This window comes from Polymorphobacter megasporae (assembly GCF_018982885.2).
Lineage (GTDB): Bacteria > Pseudomonadota > Alphaproteobacteria > Sphingomonadales > Sphingomonadaceae > Polymorphobacter_B > Polymorphobacter_B megasporae.
In genome coordinates this window covers 900,267-917,274 of the sequence record NZ_CP081848.1, presented here as the reverse complement: position 1 = coordinate 917,274, position 17,008 = coordinate 900,267, and the positions used below count along the sequence as shown (strand labels likewise).

General features: G+C 67.1%; 17 protein-coding genes. 11 read left to right on the top strand and 6 right to left on the bottom strand.

Features of this window, described 5'->3' with window-relative positions; translation table 11 throughout:
* The first annotated feature begins 87 nt into the window (after positions 1-87).
* Positions 88-1,161: an ImmA/IrrE family metallo-endopeptidase gene (locus tag KTC28_RS04265; RefSeq protein ID WP_216710302.1), complete on the top strand. Its 1,074-nt coding sequence runs from the start codon at positions 88-90 to the stop codon at positions 1,159-1,161.
* Positions 1,161-1,673 carry a DUF4411 family protein gene (locus tag KTC28_RS04260; protein WP_216710301.1) on the top strand — a complete coding sequence of 171 codons (513 nt, stop codon included), beginning with the start codon at positions 1,161-1,163 and terminating at the stop codon, positions 1,671-1,673. Before KTC28_RS04265 ends, KTC28_RS04260 begins: the two co-directional genes overlap by 1 nt.
* 9 nt (positions 1,674-1,682) lie before the next feature.
* Here KTC28_RS04260 and priA read toward each other — a convergent pair whose 3' ends face one another.
* On the bottom strand, positions 1,683-4,022 hold the full coding sequence (priA, locus tag KTC28_RS04255) for a replication restart helicase PriA (RefSeq protein WP_255602266.1): 2,340 nt from the start codon (positions 4,020-4,022) through the stop codon (positions 1,683-1,685).
* A gap of 146 nt (positions 4,023-4,168) precedes the next feature.
* On the opposite strand from priA, the gene KTC28_RS04250 reads away from it, so the two are divergent.
* The 3 genes from KTC28_RS04250 (at position 4,169) to KTC28_RS04240 (ending at position 6,201) form a co-directional block, all read left to right on the top strand.
* The gene (locus KTC28_RS04250; RefSeq protein WP_255602265.1) at positions 4,169-4,468 is read left to right on the top strand and encodes an EthD family reductase; all 300 of its coding nucleotides are present in this window, start codon (positions 4,169-4,171) and stop codon (positions 4,466-4,468) included.
* A 61-nt stretch (positions 4,469-4,529) separates the two neighbouring features.
* Positions 4,530-5,183 (top strand): fructose-6-phosphate aldolase, encoded by a 654-nt coding sequence (gene fsa / locus KTC28_RS04245; RefSeq protein WP_216710300.1) that lies wholly within the window; start codon positions 4,530-4,532, stop codon positions 5,181-5,183.
* Positions 5,184-5,316: 133 nt separating this feature from the next.
* The gene (locus KTC28_RS04240; RefSeq protein WP_255602410.1) at positions 5,317-6,201 is read left to right on the top strand and encodes a tyrosine recombinase XerC; all 885 of its coding nucleotides are present in this window, start codon (positions 5,317-5,319) and stop codon (positions 6,199-6,201) included.
* Between the two features lie 3 nt (positions 6,202-6,204).
* On the opposite strand, the gene KTC28_RS04235 is transcribed toward KTC28_RS04240, so the two are convergent.
* Complete coding sequence (locus KTC28_RS04235) at positions 6,205-7,044, bottom strand: response regulator (protein ID WP_216710298.1); 840 nt, start codon at positions 7,042-7,044, stop codon at positions 6,205-6,207.
* Between the two features lie 96 nt (positions 7,045-7,140).
* On the opposite strand from KTC28_RS04235, the gene KTC28_RS04230 reads away from it, so the two are divergent.
* The 6 genes from KTC28_RS04230 to KTC28_RS04210 all read left to right on the top strand — a co-directional run bounded on the left by KTC28_RS04230 (position 7,141) and on the right by KTC28_RS04210 (position 11,164).
* The gene (locus KTC28_RS04230; protein WP_255602264.1) at positions 7,141-7,743 is read left to right on the top strand and encodes a LolA family protein; all 603 of its coding nucleotides are present in this window, start codon (positions 7,141-7,143) and stop codon (positions 7,741-7,743) included.
* Between the two features lie 267 nt (positions 7,744-8,010).
* Positions 8,011-8,814: an exodeoxyribonuclease III gene (locus KTC28_RS22685; RefSeq protein WP_255602409.1), complete on the top strand. Its 804-nt coding sequence runs from the start codon at positions 8,011-8,013 to the stop codon at positions 8,812-8,814.
* The gene (ribA, locus tag KTC28_RS04225) at positions 8,811-9,881 is read left to right on the top strand and encodes a GTP cyclohydrolase II (protein ID WP_255602263.1); all 1,071 of its coding nucleotides are present in this window, start codon (positions 8,811-8,813) and stop codon (positions 9,879-9,881) included. The genes KTC28_RS22685 and ribA overlap by 4 nt, the downstream gene beginning before the upstream one ends.
* A 10-nt stretch (positions 9,882-9,891) precedes the next feature.
* Positions 9,892-10,392 (top strand): L,D-transpeptidase family protein, encoded by a 501-nt coding sequence (locus KTC28_RS04220; protein WP_216710296.1) that lies wholly within the window; start codon positions 9,892-9,894, stop codon positions 10,390-10,392.
* Positions 10,389-10,736, top strand: a complete 348-nt coding sequence (locus tag KTC28_RS04215; RefSeq protein ID WP_216710295.1) for a VanZ family protein — start codon at positions 10,389-10,391, stop codon at positions 10,734-10,736. Before KTC28_RS04220 ends, KTC28_RS04215 begins: the two co-directional genes overlap by 4 nt.
* A gap of 56 nt (positions 10,737-10,792) precedes the next feature.
* Positions 10,793-11,164, top strand: a complete 372-nt coding sequence (locus KTC28_RS04210; RefSeq protein WP_216710294.1) for a MerC domain-containing protein — start codon at positions 10,793-10,795, stop codon at positions 11,162-11,164.
* Here the strand turns inward: KTC28_RS04210 and KTC28_RS04205 are convergent, their stop codons facing one another.
* The 4 genes from KTC28_RS04205 to KTC28_RS04190 form a co-directional block, all read right to left on the bottom strand.
* Entirely contained in the window at positions 11,165-13,087 is a 1,923-nt protein-coding gene (locus KTC28_RS04205) for a M61 family metallopeptidase (RefSeq protein ID WP_216710293.1), read from the bottom strand.
* Positions 13,088-13,224: 137 nt separating this feature from the next.
* Positions 13,225-15,351 (bottom strand): M3 family metallopeptidase, encoded by a 2,127-nt coding sequence (locus tag KTC28_RS04200; RefSeq protein WP_255602262.1) that lies wholly within the window; start codon positions 15,349-15,351, stop codon positions 13,225-13,227.
* Positions 15,352-15,402: 51 nt separating this feature from the next.
* On the bottom strand, positions 15,403-16,071 hold the full coding sequence (locus tag KTC28_RS04195) for a YggS family pyridoxal phosphate-dependent enzyme (RefSeq protein WP_216710291.1): 669 nt from the start codon (positions 16,069-16,071) through the stop codon (positions 15,403-15,405).
* Between the two features lie 32 nt (positions 16,072-16,103).
* Positions 16,104-16,907, bottom strand: a complete 804-nt coding sequence (locus tag KTC28_RS04190; protein WP_219776009.1) for a hypothetical protein — start codon at positions 16,905-16,907, stop codon at positions 16,104-16,106.
* Positions 16,908-17,008 lie beyond the last annotated feature (101 nt).

Below are 17,008 nucleotides of genomic sequence, written 5' to 3'. Positions count from 1 at the left end.
GCGCGAGAGACCGCTGGTCTCGACCGGGATACGGCTGCCCGAAAGATCGATCTCAAGACAGCTCGAGGAGTGTCTGGCGGGGACCGATTGGCTGCTATTGAGGCCGGAGAAGTGACACCTACGGCCTCGCTCCTGCAGCGTATGGCCGCCCAATATCGCCGCCCGTTGCTTACTTTCTACATGCCCAAGGTCCCTGCTCCGGCGGAGCTCGGTCAAGACTTTAGAACATTGCCAGACCGGGGTGACCCGTCGAACATATTGCTCGCTACGCTATTGCGAGACGTGAAGGCTCGCCAAGCCCTTGTTCGTGAAATTCTTGAGGACGAAGAAGACGCGGCTGAGGTCAATATGGTTGGGTCTGCTATCGGCACGCGTGATGCGGCCGCTCTCGCAGAAACGCTTGTCGAGTTCATAAGCTTCGACCGCGATGCCTACCGCGCGCACGGTCGGGGTGAGGACGCTTTCGCATATCTGCGTGGGCTTGTAGAAGCCAAAGGCGTCTTCGTCTTGTTGGCTGGCGATTGTGGCCATTGGTCTACCGCCATCGAGGTCAGCATCTTTCGGGGCTTCGCCATTGCGGACAGGTTGGCACCTTTTATTGTCGTGAACGACCAGGACGCGAAGTCTGCATGGGCATTCACGCTCCTGCACGAGTTGGCACACCTGCTGCTCGGCCAAACCGGCGTAAGTGGCGGTGCGCCGCAGGCTGGCGTGGAACAACTCTGCAACGACGCAGCGGCAGCTGTCTTGGTTGATGCCGCAGAGATTGCGCGAATAGGTCATCAGCTCGGCAGCGGAGCAGCCGATGTCGCAATAATAGACGCGTTGGCGAATCAGGCCCGCATCAGCCGTTCCATGGTTGCCTACCAGTTGTTCCGCATCGGTCTTCTTGCGGAGGCCCGCTGGGTTGAATTGCGCGACACATTCCGCGGTCAATGGCTCGCCCAGAAAAGACGCGACCGCGAGAAGAACCGAGGCAAAGAAGGGGGTCCTAACTGGTATGTAGTCCGACGACATCGCCTTGGTGCAGCCATGTTGGCAGTGGCGCGGCAGGGCATGGCCGATGGATCGCTCACCCCAACTCGTGCAGCAAGGATGCTGGGTGTGAAGCCGATGAGTGTCTACCCACTCTTGGCCGAGCCACGGCGAGCAATGTCCTGATGCTCTACCTTCTCGACGCCAATGCCTTGATAACGGCGCACAACACTTGGTACGGTCACACGCGGGTTCCTGAATTCTGGAGATGGCTCATACACCACGGCGAGGCCGGGCAAGTGAAAATGCCTGCGCAAATCTATTCCGAAGTTGAGAATGGCAATGATGCCCTAGCTAGCTGGATGCACGACCCAAAAACAAAGAAGGCGCTGCTCTTGAATGAGGTAAGCGATCCAGCCGCCGTTCAGGAAGTACTCTACCTGTACGGAGATCCGCTGACAGAAGCCGATCTAATTACGATCGGGCAGGATCCTTTCCTAATTGCCGCAGGCCTCGGCCACCCCAATCGCGTTGTGGTCACCGCCGAGGTCTCGAAGGCGACGCGAACCGGTGCCAGGCGACATGTCCCGGACGTGTGTAGCGATTGTAAAGTGAACTGGATGCACCCGATCACCTTCATCGCGCATCTAGATTTTTCTACTGATTGGGATGCCCTCAACAAAAAGACAGTCGGCTAATCAGACCACTCACAAGAAATTATACGGGTCGATATCGACCGTGACCCGCACGCTCGCCGGCACGTCGACCCCATCGAGCCACGCGGCGATGATCCCCTGCAGGTCGAGGCTCCGTCGCGCGTGGACGAGCAGCCGCTGGCGGTGCCTCCCGCGCAGCATCGCCAGCGGGGCGGGAGCCGGGCCGAGGACGGCCAGCCCTTCGGCCTGGGGCGCGCTGCGGCCCAGCGCGCGGGCGGTGGCGGTGACGGCGGCGTCGTCCTCGCCCGAGACGACGATCCCCGCCAGGCGGCCGAACGGGGGCAGGCCGAGGTCGCGGCGGGCGTCGGTTTCGGCGGCGTAGAAGCCTTCCGCGTCATACTCGACGAGCGCGCGCATGATGCGGGCTTCGGGCTGGTGGGTCTGGAGGAGGACGCGGCCGGGCCTGGCGCCGCGGCCGGCGCGCCCCGACACCTGCGCGATCTGCTGGAAGGTGCGTTCGCCCGCGCGGAGGTCGCCGCCCGCCAGCCCGAGGTCGGCGTCGACCACGCCGACGAGGGTCAGGTCGGGGAAGTGATAGCCCTTGGTGACGAGCTGGGTGCCGATCAACAGGTCGACCTCGCGCGCCTCGACGCTCGCGACGAGCGCGGCGGCGCGGGCGGGGGAGAAGATCGTGTCCGACGTCACCAGCGCGACGCGCAGGTCGGGGAGGACGCGCGCGACCTCCTCGGCGACGCGCTCGACCCCGGGGCCGCAGGGGACGAGGCTGTCGGCGGCGCCGCACGCCGGGCATAGCTTGGGCACCGGCACCGAATAGCCGCAATGGTGGCACTGGAGCCGCCCGGTCAGCCGGTGTTCGACGAGCCACGCGGTGCATTGCGGACATTCGATGCGCTCGCCGCAGCTCCGGCACAAGGTCAGCGGGGCATAGCCGCGGCGGTTGAGGAACAGCAGCGACTGCTCGCCCGCGACGAAGGTCTCGCGCAGCGCGTGGACCAGCGGCGGGCTGAGCCAGTTCCCGCGCGGCGGCGGGTTGGTCCGCAGGTCGATCGTCTCGACCCGCGGCAGCTGCGCGCCGCCGAAGCGGGTCGGCAGCTTGAGCTCGGTATAGCGGCCGCGCGCGACCTGGACGCGGGTCTCGATCGCCGGGGTGGCGGTCGCGAGGACGACCGCGATGCCGTCGATCTGTGCGCGCATCACGGCGACGTCGCGGGCGTGATACTGGACGCCCTCGTCCTGCTTGAAGCTCGACTCGTGCGCCTCGTCGACGATGATCAGGCGGAGGTCGGCGTAGGGGAGGAACAGCGCGGAGCGCGCGCCGACGACGACGCGGGCGGTGCCGTTGGCGACCGCGCGCCACGCCCGGCGGCGCTCGGAGCCGCGGAGGTCGGAGTGCCATGAGACGGGGGGGCAGCCGAAGCGCGCGGCAAAGCGGTCGAGCCAGGGGGCGGTGAGGGCGATTTCGGGGACGAGGACGAGGGTTTGGCCGGTGGCTGTGCCGCCCCCTCCACCACGCCAAGCGGCGCGGTCCCCCTCCCCCGAAGACGGGGGAGAATTAAGCGGGCCGTCCGCCTCGTTGCTTTCAAAATCCTCCCCCGTCTTCGGGGGAGGGGGACCATGCGCTTGCATGGTGGAGGGGGCCCCGCGCTCGCTCTCGGAGCGGAGCGCCGCCGCGATGCCCTCGAAATAGACCTCGGTCTTGCCCGACCCCGTCACCCCATCAAGGACGAACGGCGCAAATTCGTGGAGGTCGACCGCGCGGGCGATATCCTCCGCCGCGACCGCCTGTTCGTAGCTGAGCACCGGCTGGGCGAAATCGGGATCGGGGAGCGGAGGCGGCGTGTCGGGACTGACCGCGATCGGCACGAGTATCGCCGCCTTGACCATGCCGCGGATCACCCCCTCCGACACGCCGCCGTGGCGCGCGAGTTCACGTACCGACCCCTGTCGCCCGTCGAGGCGCTCGACCGCGGCGGCGCGGAGGGGGGTGAGCTTGTCGGAAATGGTGCCGAGCCGGTACTCGGTGACGTCCGCCGCCGCGACGAGCGCCGACGACACCGACAGCGCCATCCGCAGCACTGCCGCCGGGGGAGCCATATAATACGCGCCGGTCCATTCGATCAGGCGGCGCAATCCGGCGGTCATCGCGGGGACGTCGAAGCGGCGGACGACGGGGCGGAGCTTGGCATCGGGCACCTCGCGCGCGGCCCAGCGGTCGGCCTCCCACACCACGCCGACGATCGTCCGCGGCCCGAGCGGGACCTCGACGATGTCGCCGTAGCCGAGGTCGAGGTCGTCGGGCACCGCGTAATCGAGCGCGCCGAGGCCGTGCTGGAGAACGAGGACACGGACGCGGGGACGGGATGCGGTCATCGCCCCCGAGATAGGCGCGGGGACGAATCGCCGCCACCCCGGCCGGTTGCCGGGCTATGGCGGCGCGTGTCCGCAGGCTACGGTGCGGCGAGGCGATTCGGCCGGCGATCGCGCTGCGCACCATGACCGGCGGGGAGTTGACACCCATGACCAGCTATATCGTCGCCTATCCGGCCACCCCGGGCGCGACCTTCGACGCAGATTATTACATGGCGACTCACATGCCGCTGGTCCACGCGACGTTCGGGCCGCACGGCCTGACCGGATCGCGCGTGCTGTTCGCCGACCAGCCCGACGCGCCGTTCGTCGCGGTGACGACGCTCGACTTCGCCGACGCCGCCGCCTTTGCCGCCGCGACCTCGTCGCCCGATGCCGCCGCGGTGTTCGCCGACGTCGCCAATTTCACGACGATCACCCCGACGGCGATGCGCGCCCGCAGCGCCTGAAGGCTATCGACGCGCGCGGGGAGGCGCTACAGCGGCGCATCCCCGCCATGAGGCTGCCGCCATGAAGTTTTTCGTCGACACCGCCGACACCCGCGAGATCGAGGAGCTGGCAGCGACCGGCCTGCTCGACGGGGTGACGACCAACCCGAGCCTGATCGCCAAGTCAGGGCGCAATTTCCTCGAGGTGATAGCCGAGATCGCCAAGCTCGTCGACGGCCCGGTCTCGGCCGAGGTCGTCGCAACCGGCGCCGACGACATGCTGCGCGAAGCGGCCAAGCTGCTGACGCTCGGCGACAATATCACGATCAAGGTGCCGCTGACGCTCGACGGCCTGCGCGCGTGCAAGACGCTGTCCGATGACGGCGTGATGGTCAACGTGACCCTGTGCTTCTCGGCGACGCAGGCATTGCTCGCGGCGAAGGCGGGGGCGGCGTTCATTTCGCCGTTCGTCGGGCGCCACGACGACGTCGGCTTCGACGGCATGGCGCTGATCGCCGACATCAAGCAGATCTACGACAATTACGCCTTCGACACCGAGATCCTCGTCGCCAGCGTCCGCCACCCGGTCCACGTCCTCCAGGCGGCTAAGATCGGGGCCGATGTCTGCACGATGCCCGCGGCGGTGATCCGCGCGCTCGCCAACCACCCGCTGACCGACCGCGGCCTCGCCGGGTTCGCGAGCGACTGGGCGAAGACGGGGCAGTCGATCCTGTGAGCCGAAAAACTGTCATCCCCGCGCACGCGGGGACCCAATGTCACCGAGGGAAGTGACCTTGGTTTCCCGCGTGCGCGGGGATGACAAGGAGGTTGGGACCACCGCGCTCGCAGAAGCGGACGCCACCGCGCTCGTGGTCGAATGGTGCGCGAGCCTGACCGATGCGCGGCGGCTGTCGCCGAACACCGTCCGCGCTTATGCCGCGAGCCTCCACCGCTTCATCGCCTTTGCCGGGCGACACCTCGGGCGCGCAGTCGACGGGGCGGCGCTGTCGGCTTTCACCCTCGCCGACTTCCGCGCCTTCCTCGCGGCGCGGCGAGGCGAGGGGCTGGGCAACGCCTCGATCGCGCGCGAGGTCGCCGCACTCCGCACCTTCTACGCCTTCGCCGCGACCGCCGGAGTCGACGCGTCGGGGCTTACCGGCCTCGCCTCACCCAAGCGTGCTGCGCGCGTGCCGCGCCCGGTGTCCCCCGCCGATGCGCGCGCGCTCGTCGCCGACATTGGCGATGCCGCGCTCCAGCCGTGGGTCGCGGCGCGCGACACCGCGGTCGTGCTTCTTCTCTATGGAGCGGGCCTGCGGATCGCCGAGGCGCTCGCGCTGACCGGCAGCGCGCTGCCGCTGGGCGAGACAATCACCGTCACCGGCAAGCGGGCCAAGACACGGATCGTGCCGCTGCTGCCGGTCGTCCGCGCCGCGATCGAGGCCTATGCCGACCTATGCCCGTGGCCACGAAGCGCGTCGGCCCCGCTGTTCCGCGGCGTCCGCGGCGGACCGCTCGCGCCCGAGCTGATCCGCAAGGCGATGGCATCGGCACGCGTCGGCCTCGGCCTGCCCGCGAGCGCGACCCCGCACGCGCTCCGCCACAGCTTTGCGACGCACCTGCTCGCGCGCGGCGCCGATCTCCGTTCGATCCAGGAACTGCTCGGCCACGCCAGCCTGTCGTCGACACAGGTCTACACCGCGGTCGACGCCGCGCACCTGCTCGACGTCTACCGCAACGCGCACCCGCGCGCCTGACGCTTACCCCAGCGACTGGAGTTCGAGCAGCCGTTCCATCAACAGCGTTGCCGAGTCCGTAACGAGAGTTGCGCCCGCCTGCTTCGCGAAGCCACCGTAGATCCGAACCGCACCGATACTGCAGAAGATGAAGATGGGGACATTCGCGTCGACTCCGCGGATGCGCGCCGCAAGCGACACCCCCGCATCGGCGGTGTCGCGTCCCATGTCCGAAATGACTGCGTCGAACTCACGGGAGCCAAATGCATCGAGTGCGACCTCGGTGCTTGATGCCTCGACAATGACGAAGCCCCGGCTGCGGAGCGACGCGCGTAACAAGGCGACGTTTTCCGGATGGTCGTCGACCCACAGCAACCGCGGTTTCGACGAACGCGTTAGCGGCGCAAGTGCGGCGGGGTTCGCGCTGCCCACAGCAATCGGCGGGGTTGGATCGGATGACGGCACCGCGCCGACCATGATCTCGCCTCCGCTCGGTGCCTGCGCTAGGGGAGCGGGGGGAATCGTTCGCGGCGGCGCGGCGATGACGCGTCCGGCAGAGGTGCTCGGATCGAGGAAGCCCGATGCACGCTGTCCGATTTCCCCTTGTACGCGCGCTGCATCGCGCAGTGTACCCACCTGTTTCTGAAGATCCTCTATCATCCGTTGCTGTTCTTCGGTGGCCTTGCCGACATTTAGCTTAACGCCAAAAACCTCGATCGTGCCGCCGTCGTCGCTGACGCGATTTAACGCGCGCATCGCCGGTCCACGGAAGGCAAACAGGACGCCAACGGCGATGACCGGCCACAGAATGCCTGTGATCGCGCCGATCAATCCTGTAATGGCAATGACGTTCCTGGTGTCCACTGGCGTTCCCCCACGTCAAGTCGATCGTGCCTTGGGTTCAGTCGCAGTTCAATCGCTGTACTGCTATGCCGATGGCGTCATCAAAGGAACGTCCTGTTGAAGCCATTTTTTCTCGCCCTGCTCCTCGCCGCCACCCCACTCGCCGCTGCCCCGTTGACGATCGACTCGGTCAAGGCGGCGCTGCAGGCGACGACGACGATGACCGCCGACTTCAGCCAGACCGCGGCGAACGGCACCGTTGCGACCGGCAAGCTGATCCTGTCGCGTCCGGGCAAGATCCGCTTCGCCTACGACAAGGCACCGCTGCTCGTCGTCGCCGACGGCAAGCGGCTCAGCGTCGTCGATTACGAGGTCAACCAGGTCTCGCAATACCCGATCAAGAGCACCCCGCTCGGCGTCCTGCTCGACGGCGATGCCGACCTTGCCCGCTTCGCGCATGTCGTCGGGCAGCAGGGCAACGGTTTGCTGGTCGAGGCGCGCGATCCCAAACACCCCGAATATGGCGCGATAACGCTCAACTTCGCTACCGACGCCGCTGCGCCGGGCGGGCTGGCGCTGCTCGGCTGGACTGCCCTCGACGCGCAGAACAACCGAACCGACATCACCCTGCGCGGCACGAAATACAACGTCGCGGTGCCCGCCGCGAGCTTCGGTTTCCGCGATCCACGCGCGAAAAGCCTACCCGGAAAAACCGGCTAGCAACGCGGCCGTGACGTCGCCGCAAGGTCGAATTAACCACACGGCATATTGTCTGGTTTATGAACCTTTCTGTTCATGGCCGAGCAATGTTGCGGGCGCTAACACGGACATGCGGTCGCCGCCCGGTGTCTGGAATTTGCCCCCCTGTTGTCTGGGCATTCGGGTTCGATCGTTGCGTGACGAGCGCAGACGGGCCCCCGCTCCATGCCCCCGGAGCGGGGGCCTAATTCGTTTGGTGGAGCGCCCGCGCGTGCTTACATGACCGCGATGCCGTCCCCGAACCAAACGCTGTCGATCGCCACCTGGAACATTAATTCGGTGCGCTTCCGCCTCGACATCGTCGAGCGGTTCTTGACGGAGCATTCGCCCGATATCCTGTGCCTGCAGGAAACCAAGGTCATCGACAACGACTTCCCGCACGCGCTGTTCGACCGGCTCGGCTATACGCACCGGGTCATCTGCGGGCAGAAGATGCACCACGGCGTCGCGACGCTGTCGAAGGTTCCGCTGACCGAAGAGCGCCGCTTCGACTGGCAGGACAATGGCGAGGCACGGCACATCGGCGCGCGGCTGGCGAACGGGCTGTTGATCGAGAATGTTTATGTCCCCGCGGGCGGCGACATTCCCGACCCCGCGCTCAATCCCAAGTTCGCGCAAAAACTCGCCTTCGTCGACCGAATGACGGCGTGGTCGGAGGGGTTGCGCGACGACACCGTTATCGTCGGCGATTTCAACATCGCGCCGCTGCCGTGTGACGTGTGGAGCCACAAGGCATTGCTCAACGTGGTCAGCCACACGCCCGTCGAGGTCGACCGGCTCGACGGTCTCGCCGCGAGCCACGACTGGGTCGACGTCGGCCGCACGTTCATCCCCGCGCCGGAGCGGCTGTACACATGGTGGAGCTACCGCAACGCCGACCATACGGTGAACGACCGCGGGCGGCGGCTCGACCATATCTGGGCGTCGCCGGGCGTGGCGCGGTCGGCGACGGCGTTCGAGGTTGTCGAGGACGCGCGCAACTGGGGCAAGCCATCGGACCACGTCCCGCAGATCGCGACGTTCGCGCTGTGAGCCCAGACGCCGCCACCAGCGTCGCGCGCGCGGTCGACGAGCTCCGTCGCGGACAGGTCGTTCGGATAACGAGCCCGGCGGGCGATCTCGATGTCCTCGCCACTGAACTCGCCGACGACCTCGTCCTTACGCGGCTCGAGACCGATGCGCGCGCCGGGCTCATCGTCACGGCGCGGCGGGCGGCGGTGCTCCACATCGTCAATCAGCCCGCAGCGGCGGGGCAGGATGTCGTCTGGATCGACCGCCCGGCATGGCTCGACCTCGCCGCGACGGTCGCGATCGCCGACCCCGGCGACGACCTCCGCCTGCCGTTCAAGGGACCGTTCCGCACGTGCGTGCCGACCGCGACGGCAGCGGCGCAGGCGGCGGTGCGGCTGGCCAAGCTCGGCGGCATCCTGCCGGCGGTCTTCGCCGTTCCTGCCGGAGGCGGCACGCCGTTGACCGCCGCCGCCGCGGATATCCTGAGCTACGCCCGCGCCGACCGGCTGCGAATCGTCACCCGTGCGCGCCTGCCGCTCGACGGCGCCCCCGATACCGAAGTCGTCGCATTCCGCCCGGCCGAGGGCGGGCCCGAGCATCTCGCGTTGGTCATCGGCCCGCGCGGGACGACGCCGCCGGTGCTGACCCGGCTTCATTCGGCGTGCCTGACCGGCGATGTCCTTGGCAGCCTCAAGTGCGATTGCGGCCCGCAGCTTCGCGCCGCCTTGGCCGCGATCACGGCGGCTGGGGGCGGCGTATTGCTGTATCTCCAGCAGGAGGGGCGCGGTATCGGGCTGATCAACAAGCTGCGCGCGTATGCCCTCCAGGACCAGGGGTTCGATACCGTCGACGCCAACCTCCGCCTCGGCTTCGAGCCCGACGAGCGCGATTTTGCCGTCGCCGCGACGATGCTGCGCCTGCTCGGCGTCGGACAGGTCCGGCTGCTGACCAACAACCCCGACAAGGTCGCGAGCCTCTCCGCGCACGGCATCGACGTCGTCGAGCGCATCGCGCATTCGATGCCGCCCAACCCGCACAACGCCGATTATCTCGCGACCAAGCGCGACCGCAGCGGGCATTATCTGTAATGCGGTCGGAATGATCCTGACCGTCGACACAGCAGCGCTGACTCTTACCGCCGACGGCGTTTCGACTCCGTGCCTGATCGGCCGGTCGGGCGCGACATCCGCCGCGAGCAAGCACGAGGGCGACGGCTGCACCCCGCGCGGACGCTGGGCGATCCGCTCGGCGATGATCCGTCCCGACCGCGTCGCTGCGCCGGTCACCGCACTGCCGTGGCGCGCGCTCGACCCGGCCGACGGCTGGTCGGATGACGTGCGCGACCCCGCGTACAACCGCCGCGTCCGCCACCCGCATCCGTTTTCCGCCGAGCATCTGTGGCGCGACGACGGGCTGTACGATGTCATCGTCGAGCTTGGCTATAACGACGCGCCGCCGGTCCCGGGCAAGGGCAGCGCGATCTTCCTCCACTGCATGATCGCCGGGCACCCGACCGCCGGGTGCGTCGCGATCGACCGCGAGGCGCTCGAAGCCCTTCTGCCGCATCTTGCCCCCGGCGACTGGATCGATATCGCATGACCCCGCGCCTCCCTCGCGTCATCTTTGCGGTCATCCTGATCGGGACGTTCATCGCGGCGATCCTGCCGAACGCCGAGGCACCCGACTTTGGCGACGGCGACAAGATCAACCATATCGCCGCGTTCATCACGTTGAGCCTCGCTGCGGCATGGGCTTGGCCGCGCACGAAATTGTGGCGCATCGCGCTCTGGCTGAGCGCGCTCGGCGGGCTGATCGAGATCGTCCAGGCGATACCGTTCATCGGCCGCGACGCCGAATGGGGCGACTGGATCGCCGATACCGTCGCCACAGTCGTCACGCTGACAGTCATCTGGGTGTTGCGGCGCTTGCTTCCGCGCTTGTAATCACCGCACACGACGCATATTTACCCGATGATATAAAGTAACCTCGGGAGGCCCGCGTGGCCGCGTCGCGTCCATCGCAATCCTGGCTCGATTGGGCAGCCGTCTCGGCGTCTGGCCTGTGCCTGATCCACTGCCTCGCCCTGCCGCTGCTGATCGCGCTGCTGCCGTCGATCGGCGGCGCGGTCGCGGGGAGTGGCACGCACTGGGTGCTCCTCGCCTTCGCCCTGCCAGTCAGCCTGTGGGTGCTGACCCGCGATCCGTGGCCCGAGGGCCTCGTCCCGCTTGCACTCGGAGCCGCCGGCCTGAGCCTGATGACGCTGGGAGTCGCCTTCTACGAAGGCCTGCCCGCCGAGCGCATCCTCACCGTCGCCGGGGTCAGCCTCGTCGCCGCCGCGCATCTTGTCCGATGGCGACGGCGCCGAGCCTAGCTACTTCGTCCGGCTGGCGATGATCGCGTCGAGCGACGCCGGGCCGCTGCCGGTGCGCTCGAGGTGCGGATAGCGCAGGCCACCGCTCCAGTCGATCGTGACGACGCGGAAGCGATCGGCGTTCTTGACCATCAACTCGACCGGCTTCCCGGCCTTCGCCGCGGTCACCGCGCGCTTCAGGCCGTCACCGTCATACGCCTCGCCGTTGACCGCGAGGATCACCGTGCCGACGGTCAACCCCGCCTTGAACGCCGGTCCGCCCCACATCACCTGCGTCAGGTCGGCGTCCTTGCCGACGCTGAGGCCGAGCGAATAATTGAGGTCGATGCGCTTGGCTGCGCTGTCCGCGGCCTTGCCGAAATCGCTCTGCTTGTCGGTGTAGACGAGCTTGTAGCCGCCGCGCGTGATGCCATCGAGCGGCGCCCCCGGGCCGTGCGACGTCAGCCGGTCGTTCAAGAACTTTGCCCAGTCGTACGGCTCGGTCGCGTTCAATGCGGCGACGACATCGTCGAAGGTGTAGCTGAGCTCGGTCCACGCACCATCGTCGACCCCGAAGAAGCGATGCGCGAAATCGTCGAGCGAGCGCTTGCCCTTCGACCGCTCGCGGATCAGCGTGTCGGCGTCGAGCCAGATCAGCAGGCCCTCGGTGTAATAATCCTCCGACCGCTGCCAGTTGCGCCACGGCTCGGGCGCGCGCGCGGCGGTGATCGGATCGTTGGTCGTGTCGATCAGCGGCTTCCACGTCCGCCCGATGACCGCATCGTACGTCGCGGCATAACCGGCGAGATTGTCGAGGGTCTGCTGCGGCGTCCAGATGCCCGACCGGCCACCAAGAACCGTTCCGAAATACTGCGTCCCGCCTTCGTACACCCACAGCAATGAGTTGCGCATCGGCACATTGTAGTTCGGCGTCCACGAATCCGCGCCGCGGCGGAACTTGCCGTCCCAGCTGTGGGTGAACTCGTGCGGCAGCAGTCCGTGCGCACCCGGGTTCTTGTCCCACTCGGTGAAATATCCCGGCACCGAGCCGTTCTCGCTCGACCGATGATGCTCGAGACCGATCCCGCCCTGCTTGTCGCTCAGCGCGAGGAGCAGGTCGTAGTGATCGAAATGCTTCGACCCGAACAGCGCGACTGCCTCTTTGACCAGCTTCACATGCGGCGCGATCTGCGCGTCGGTCGCCGCAAGCAGATCGGGGCGATCAGCCACCACGTTGAGCGTCACCGGGCGCGACGACGTGTCGAGCGGGATGACGCGCATGTAGCGTCCGGCGAAGATCGGCGAGTCGACCAGCGTCTCGAACGGCACGGTGTTGAAGGTGGTTTCGCCCGCCGGGGCCCCGGCAATCGGACGCAGCGCGGTCGCGACCTTCCAGCCTTCGGGAAACTTGACCGTCGCTGATACGGGGATCTGCCGGGTGAAATACCCCGCCGGATACAGCGTCGTCTGGTCGAATTCGAGGTTGAGCATGTTCTGCGTGACGACGACGCGCCCCTGCTTCGGATCGGTCGGCGAGACGAACTGGAAGTCGAGGTCGATCGCCGTCGCCCCCGCCGGAACGTCGATGTGGAAGGCGTAGACGTCGACCGGATCGCGGATCCACTCAAGCCGCGCCGCGCCCGCGTGAATGATCAGCCCGGCGAGCTTGTCGACCGGCCCGCGCGGCGAATGCTTGCCCGGCAGCCATTCGGGATACAGCAAGGTCATCGGGCCCGGCCCCGCGACCGGGATCGTCTCGTGGACCGTCAGGATGCGCCGGTCGAGGTCGGTCGCGTCGACATGGACAGTGATCGTGCCCGGGTACGGCTTGTCGACCGGCGCGATCGTTGCGGGGGGCATCGGCACGGGTTGCGGCTGCGGCGGCGATTGCGCGAGCGCCGGAGCGGCGAACAGGGCGACGGTGAGGGTAAGGCCGGAGATCATCGCGGTAGAACCTTCAACGAGAGGGGCAGTGTCGCCAACTTCAATATGTCATCCCCGCGAAAGCGGGGACCCAAGGTCGCCAATGGTAGTGGCATTGGGTCCCCGCTTTCGCGGGGATGACCCGGGTCGGTTGATCGTCAGCTTCCCGTCGCCGCCGTCGCGACCGGAACCGGAAAGCCCATCGACCGCAGATACGCGTCGACCTTCGGATCACGCCCGCGGAAATTGCGGAACGCGACCGCCGGGTCGACGGTGTTGCCGACCGAGGTGATCGTGTCGTGGAGGCGCTTCGCCACGACCGGGTCGTACGGCCCGCCCGCCTCGGTGAACGCCTCGAACGCGTCGTGGTCGAGCACCGCCGCCCACAGATAGCCGTAATAGCCCGCGGCATAGCCGTCGCCCGCGAAGACGTGGCCGAACTGCGGGATGCGGTGGCGCATGACGATCTCCGACGGCATGCCGAGTTCGGCAAGGGTCGTGCTTTCGAACGCCTTCGGGTCGATCGGCACGTCGCCCGCAAGATGGAGCTTGAGGTCGACAATCGCGCTTGCCTGCGCCTCGACGACGCCGAACGCGGCGTTGAACGTGTCGGCGCGCTTGATCTTGGCGATCAGGTCGGTGGGGAGCGGCTCGCCCTGCGCGTTGACGAGCATCGCCTGGACTTCGGGGGTGGTGAACCAGTTCTCGTTGAGCTGGCTCGGGAATTCGACGAAATCGCGGACGGTATTGGTCCCCGACAGCGTCGGATAGACGACGTTCGAGTTGAGCCCGTGGAGCGCGTGGCCGAATTCGTGGAACATCGTCTTGGCGTCGTCGAACGACAGCGTCACCGGCTGGCCGGGATCGGCCTTGATGAAATTGGCGTTGTTCGAGACGATCGTCGGAACGTCGCCGTCGACTCGCGACTGTTCGCGATACGCGTTCATCCACGCCCCCGAATTCTTGCCGGGCCTAGCGTACGGATCGAAATACCATAGCCCGACATGTTTGCCGTCGCGGCCCTTGACCTCCCACACGGTGACGTCGGGGTGGAACACCGGCAGGCCGTGGACCTGTGTGAAGGTGAAGCCGTAGAGCTTGCCCGCAGCGAAGAACATCGCGGCGCGGACGTGATCGAGCTGGAGGTACGGCTTCACCTCGTTGAGATCGAGGTTGTATTTCGCCTTTCGGACCTTCTCGGCATAATAGCGATAGTCCCACGGCGCGATCTTGAACGTGCCGCCGTCTTTGTCGACGACCGCCTGCATCACCGCGACGTCCTGCTTGACCTGCGCGACCGCAGGCTTCCATGCGGCGAGTTCGAGCGCGAGGGCATTGTCGGGGGTCTTCGCCATCTTGCTGGCGATCTGCCAGTGCGCGTAGGTCGGGTAGCCGATCAGCTTCGCGTTCGCCGCGCGCAGGTGGAGGATTTGCGTGACGATCGCATTATTGTCGGTCGCACCGCCGTTATCTCCACGCTTGGTCCACATCGCGAAGCCTTTTTCGCGGGCAGCGCGGTCGTCGGCGTAGGTCAGGAATGGCTCCATCGATGAGCGCGTGTTGGTGATCAGCCACTTGCCCGGCTGGCCGCGCTTGACTCCCTCGGCAGCGGCGGCGGCGACCTGCGCCGGGGTCAGCCCCGACAGTTGCGCCTTGCTGTCGAGCGTCAGGACATAGCTCTCCTCGTCAGCGAGCTCGTTCTGCTGGAACCTGGTATAGAGCGTCGCGAGCTTTTCGTTGTTCGCGGCGAATTCGGCCTTCGCTGCCGGTGACAGCTTTGCCCCCTGCTGCGTAAAGCGCATCCAGTAGACCCAGACGAGGCGCTGCTGTTCGGGTGTCAGCTTCGCCTTGGCGGGCGAGTTATAGACCGCGTCGATCCGGGCGAACAACGCCGGGTTCTGCGTGATCCTGTCGCCGAACGCCGACAGCTTCGGCGCCATCGCTATCTCGACCTTCTGGAACTCGGGCGACTTGAGATTGCCCGACCATACTCCAAAGATCGCGCCGACGCGGTTGAGCGCCGCGCCCGACTTCTCGAGCGGGACAATCGTGTTCTCGAACGTCGGTGCGGCCTTGTTCGCGGTGATCGCATCGATTTCGGCGAGGTTCTCGGCCATTGCGGCGTCCAGCGCGGGAGCGAAATCGGCGATCTTGACCGTGGCAAAGTTCGGCTCGCCGCCATAAGGGCCGGTCCACGGCGCGAGGAGCGGGTTCGACGGCGCGGCGGCGGTCGGCACCGCCGCGATCGCAAGCAGGCACGCGCCGATCAACAAACTCAATTTCATCAAAGAAAACTCCCCAATCGCGGGAAGCTACACCGACTCGCGCGCTATTTCCTAGCCCCGCGCACCGAACAGCGCGCTGCCGACGCGGACGCATGTCGCGCCGAGCATCACCGCAGTTTCGTAGTCCGCCGACATCCCCATGCTCAGACCCGGCAGGCCGTGATCGCGCGCGAGTTTGGCAAGGAGCGCGAAGAACGGCGCAGGCTCGATCCCCTCGGGTGGCACCGCCATGAGCCCGGCGACCGGCAGATCGTGCGCGCGCGCGAGGTCGAGCAACGCCTTGAGCTCGCCGAGTGCGACCCCGCCCTTTTGCGCCTCGTCGCCGATATTGACCTGGATATAGCAGTCGGGGCGCTTGGCCGCCGATGCCATCGCCCCCGCCAGCGCGATCACCAGCGACCGCCGGTCGACGCTGTGGATGACGTCGAACAGCTCGACCGCGTCGCGCGCCTTGTTCGACTGGAGCTGGCCGACAAGGTGGAGCCGTACCCCGGGGTACGCTGCGCACAGGGCCGGCCACTTCGCCGCTGCCTCCTGAACGCGGTTCTCGCCGAACGACCGCTGCCCGGCGGCGAGCAGCGGCTCGATCGCCGCAGCATCGTGGGTCTTCGATACGGCAATCAACTCGACCGCCGCCGGGTCGCGCTTCGCCAGCGCCGCCGTGCGCGCGATCGCATCGCGCACTGCCGCCAGCCGTTCCGTTGCATCTTCGATCGTCATCGCCGCGCTATACGCAGCGCGCGGCGTCACGGCTAGAAGGTGAACGCCGTCCCGAAATAGACCGCCTGATCGCGCTTGGCGGGGTCGGCGATCGAATCGATCGTCTTGTAGCGGACGCCACCGGTCAGCGAGAGCTGCGGCGTCAACAGATACGCACCGCCGAATTCGACCGAATAGCGCCGGTCGGCAGGCAGCGGCGACAGCGGCGTGATCGGCGTCAACAGCGCCGGGGCACCGGTCTCGGCGGCGATCTGGAGGCTCGTCTTCCAGCTTGCCCCACGATAGCTGACCCCGACATCGACCGCGTTCCGGCGCGGCGTCAGGCTCGTCGGCAGCGTCCCGCCAAGGATCTCGGAGCGCGAATAGCCGCCCGAGACCGCAAAATTGCGCCAGCCGACCGCGAGATCGACGTTATACGCCGCCGGCGTAACCGCAGCGGTCTCGACCGGGGCGGCGGCCTTCGACGTATCGGCGACCGCGGCGACGACGCGCGAGGTCACCCCGACGCTGAACGCGCGGCGGTTGTCGGCCTTGCCCGACGGCGTGAAGCGAAAGGCGCGCTCGACCGTCGCCAGTCGCGCGTTCGCCGCACCCTGGCCGGGCGCGGTGAAGCTGAACTTGCCGGCATCGACGAGCGACGGGGCGAATGAGGCGAGATTGCCGACGCGCAGCCGGTCGGCGGCTCCGTCGGCGTCGATCGCGAAGGACGACGTCATCTTGTGCTTGGGCGTCTTGATCAGCGCCGATGCCGGATGCGCGACGAGAGCCGCCAGCAGCAGCGCTGCCGGCACGGCGATGCGGATCCCGTCCGCAATCCTCGCTGTTTCCATCCCCATGACGTCTGCCCACTATCAGGACGCTGTAGTTTCGCCCAGTCCCCAACAACATCCATAACCGGCAAAGGCTGCTGGATTCTTGATTAACTACGGCACACGTT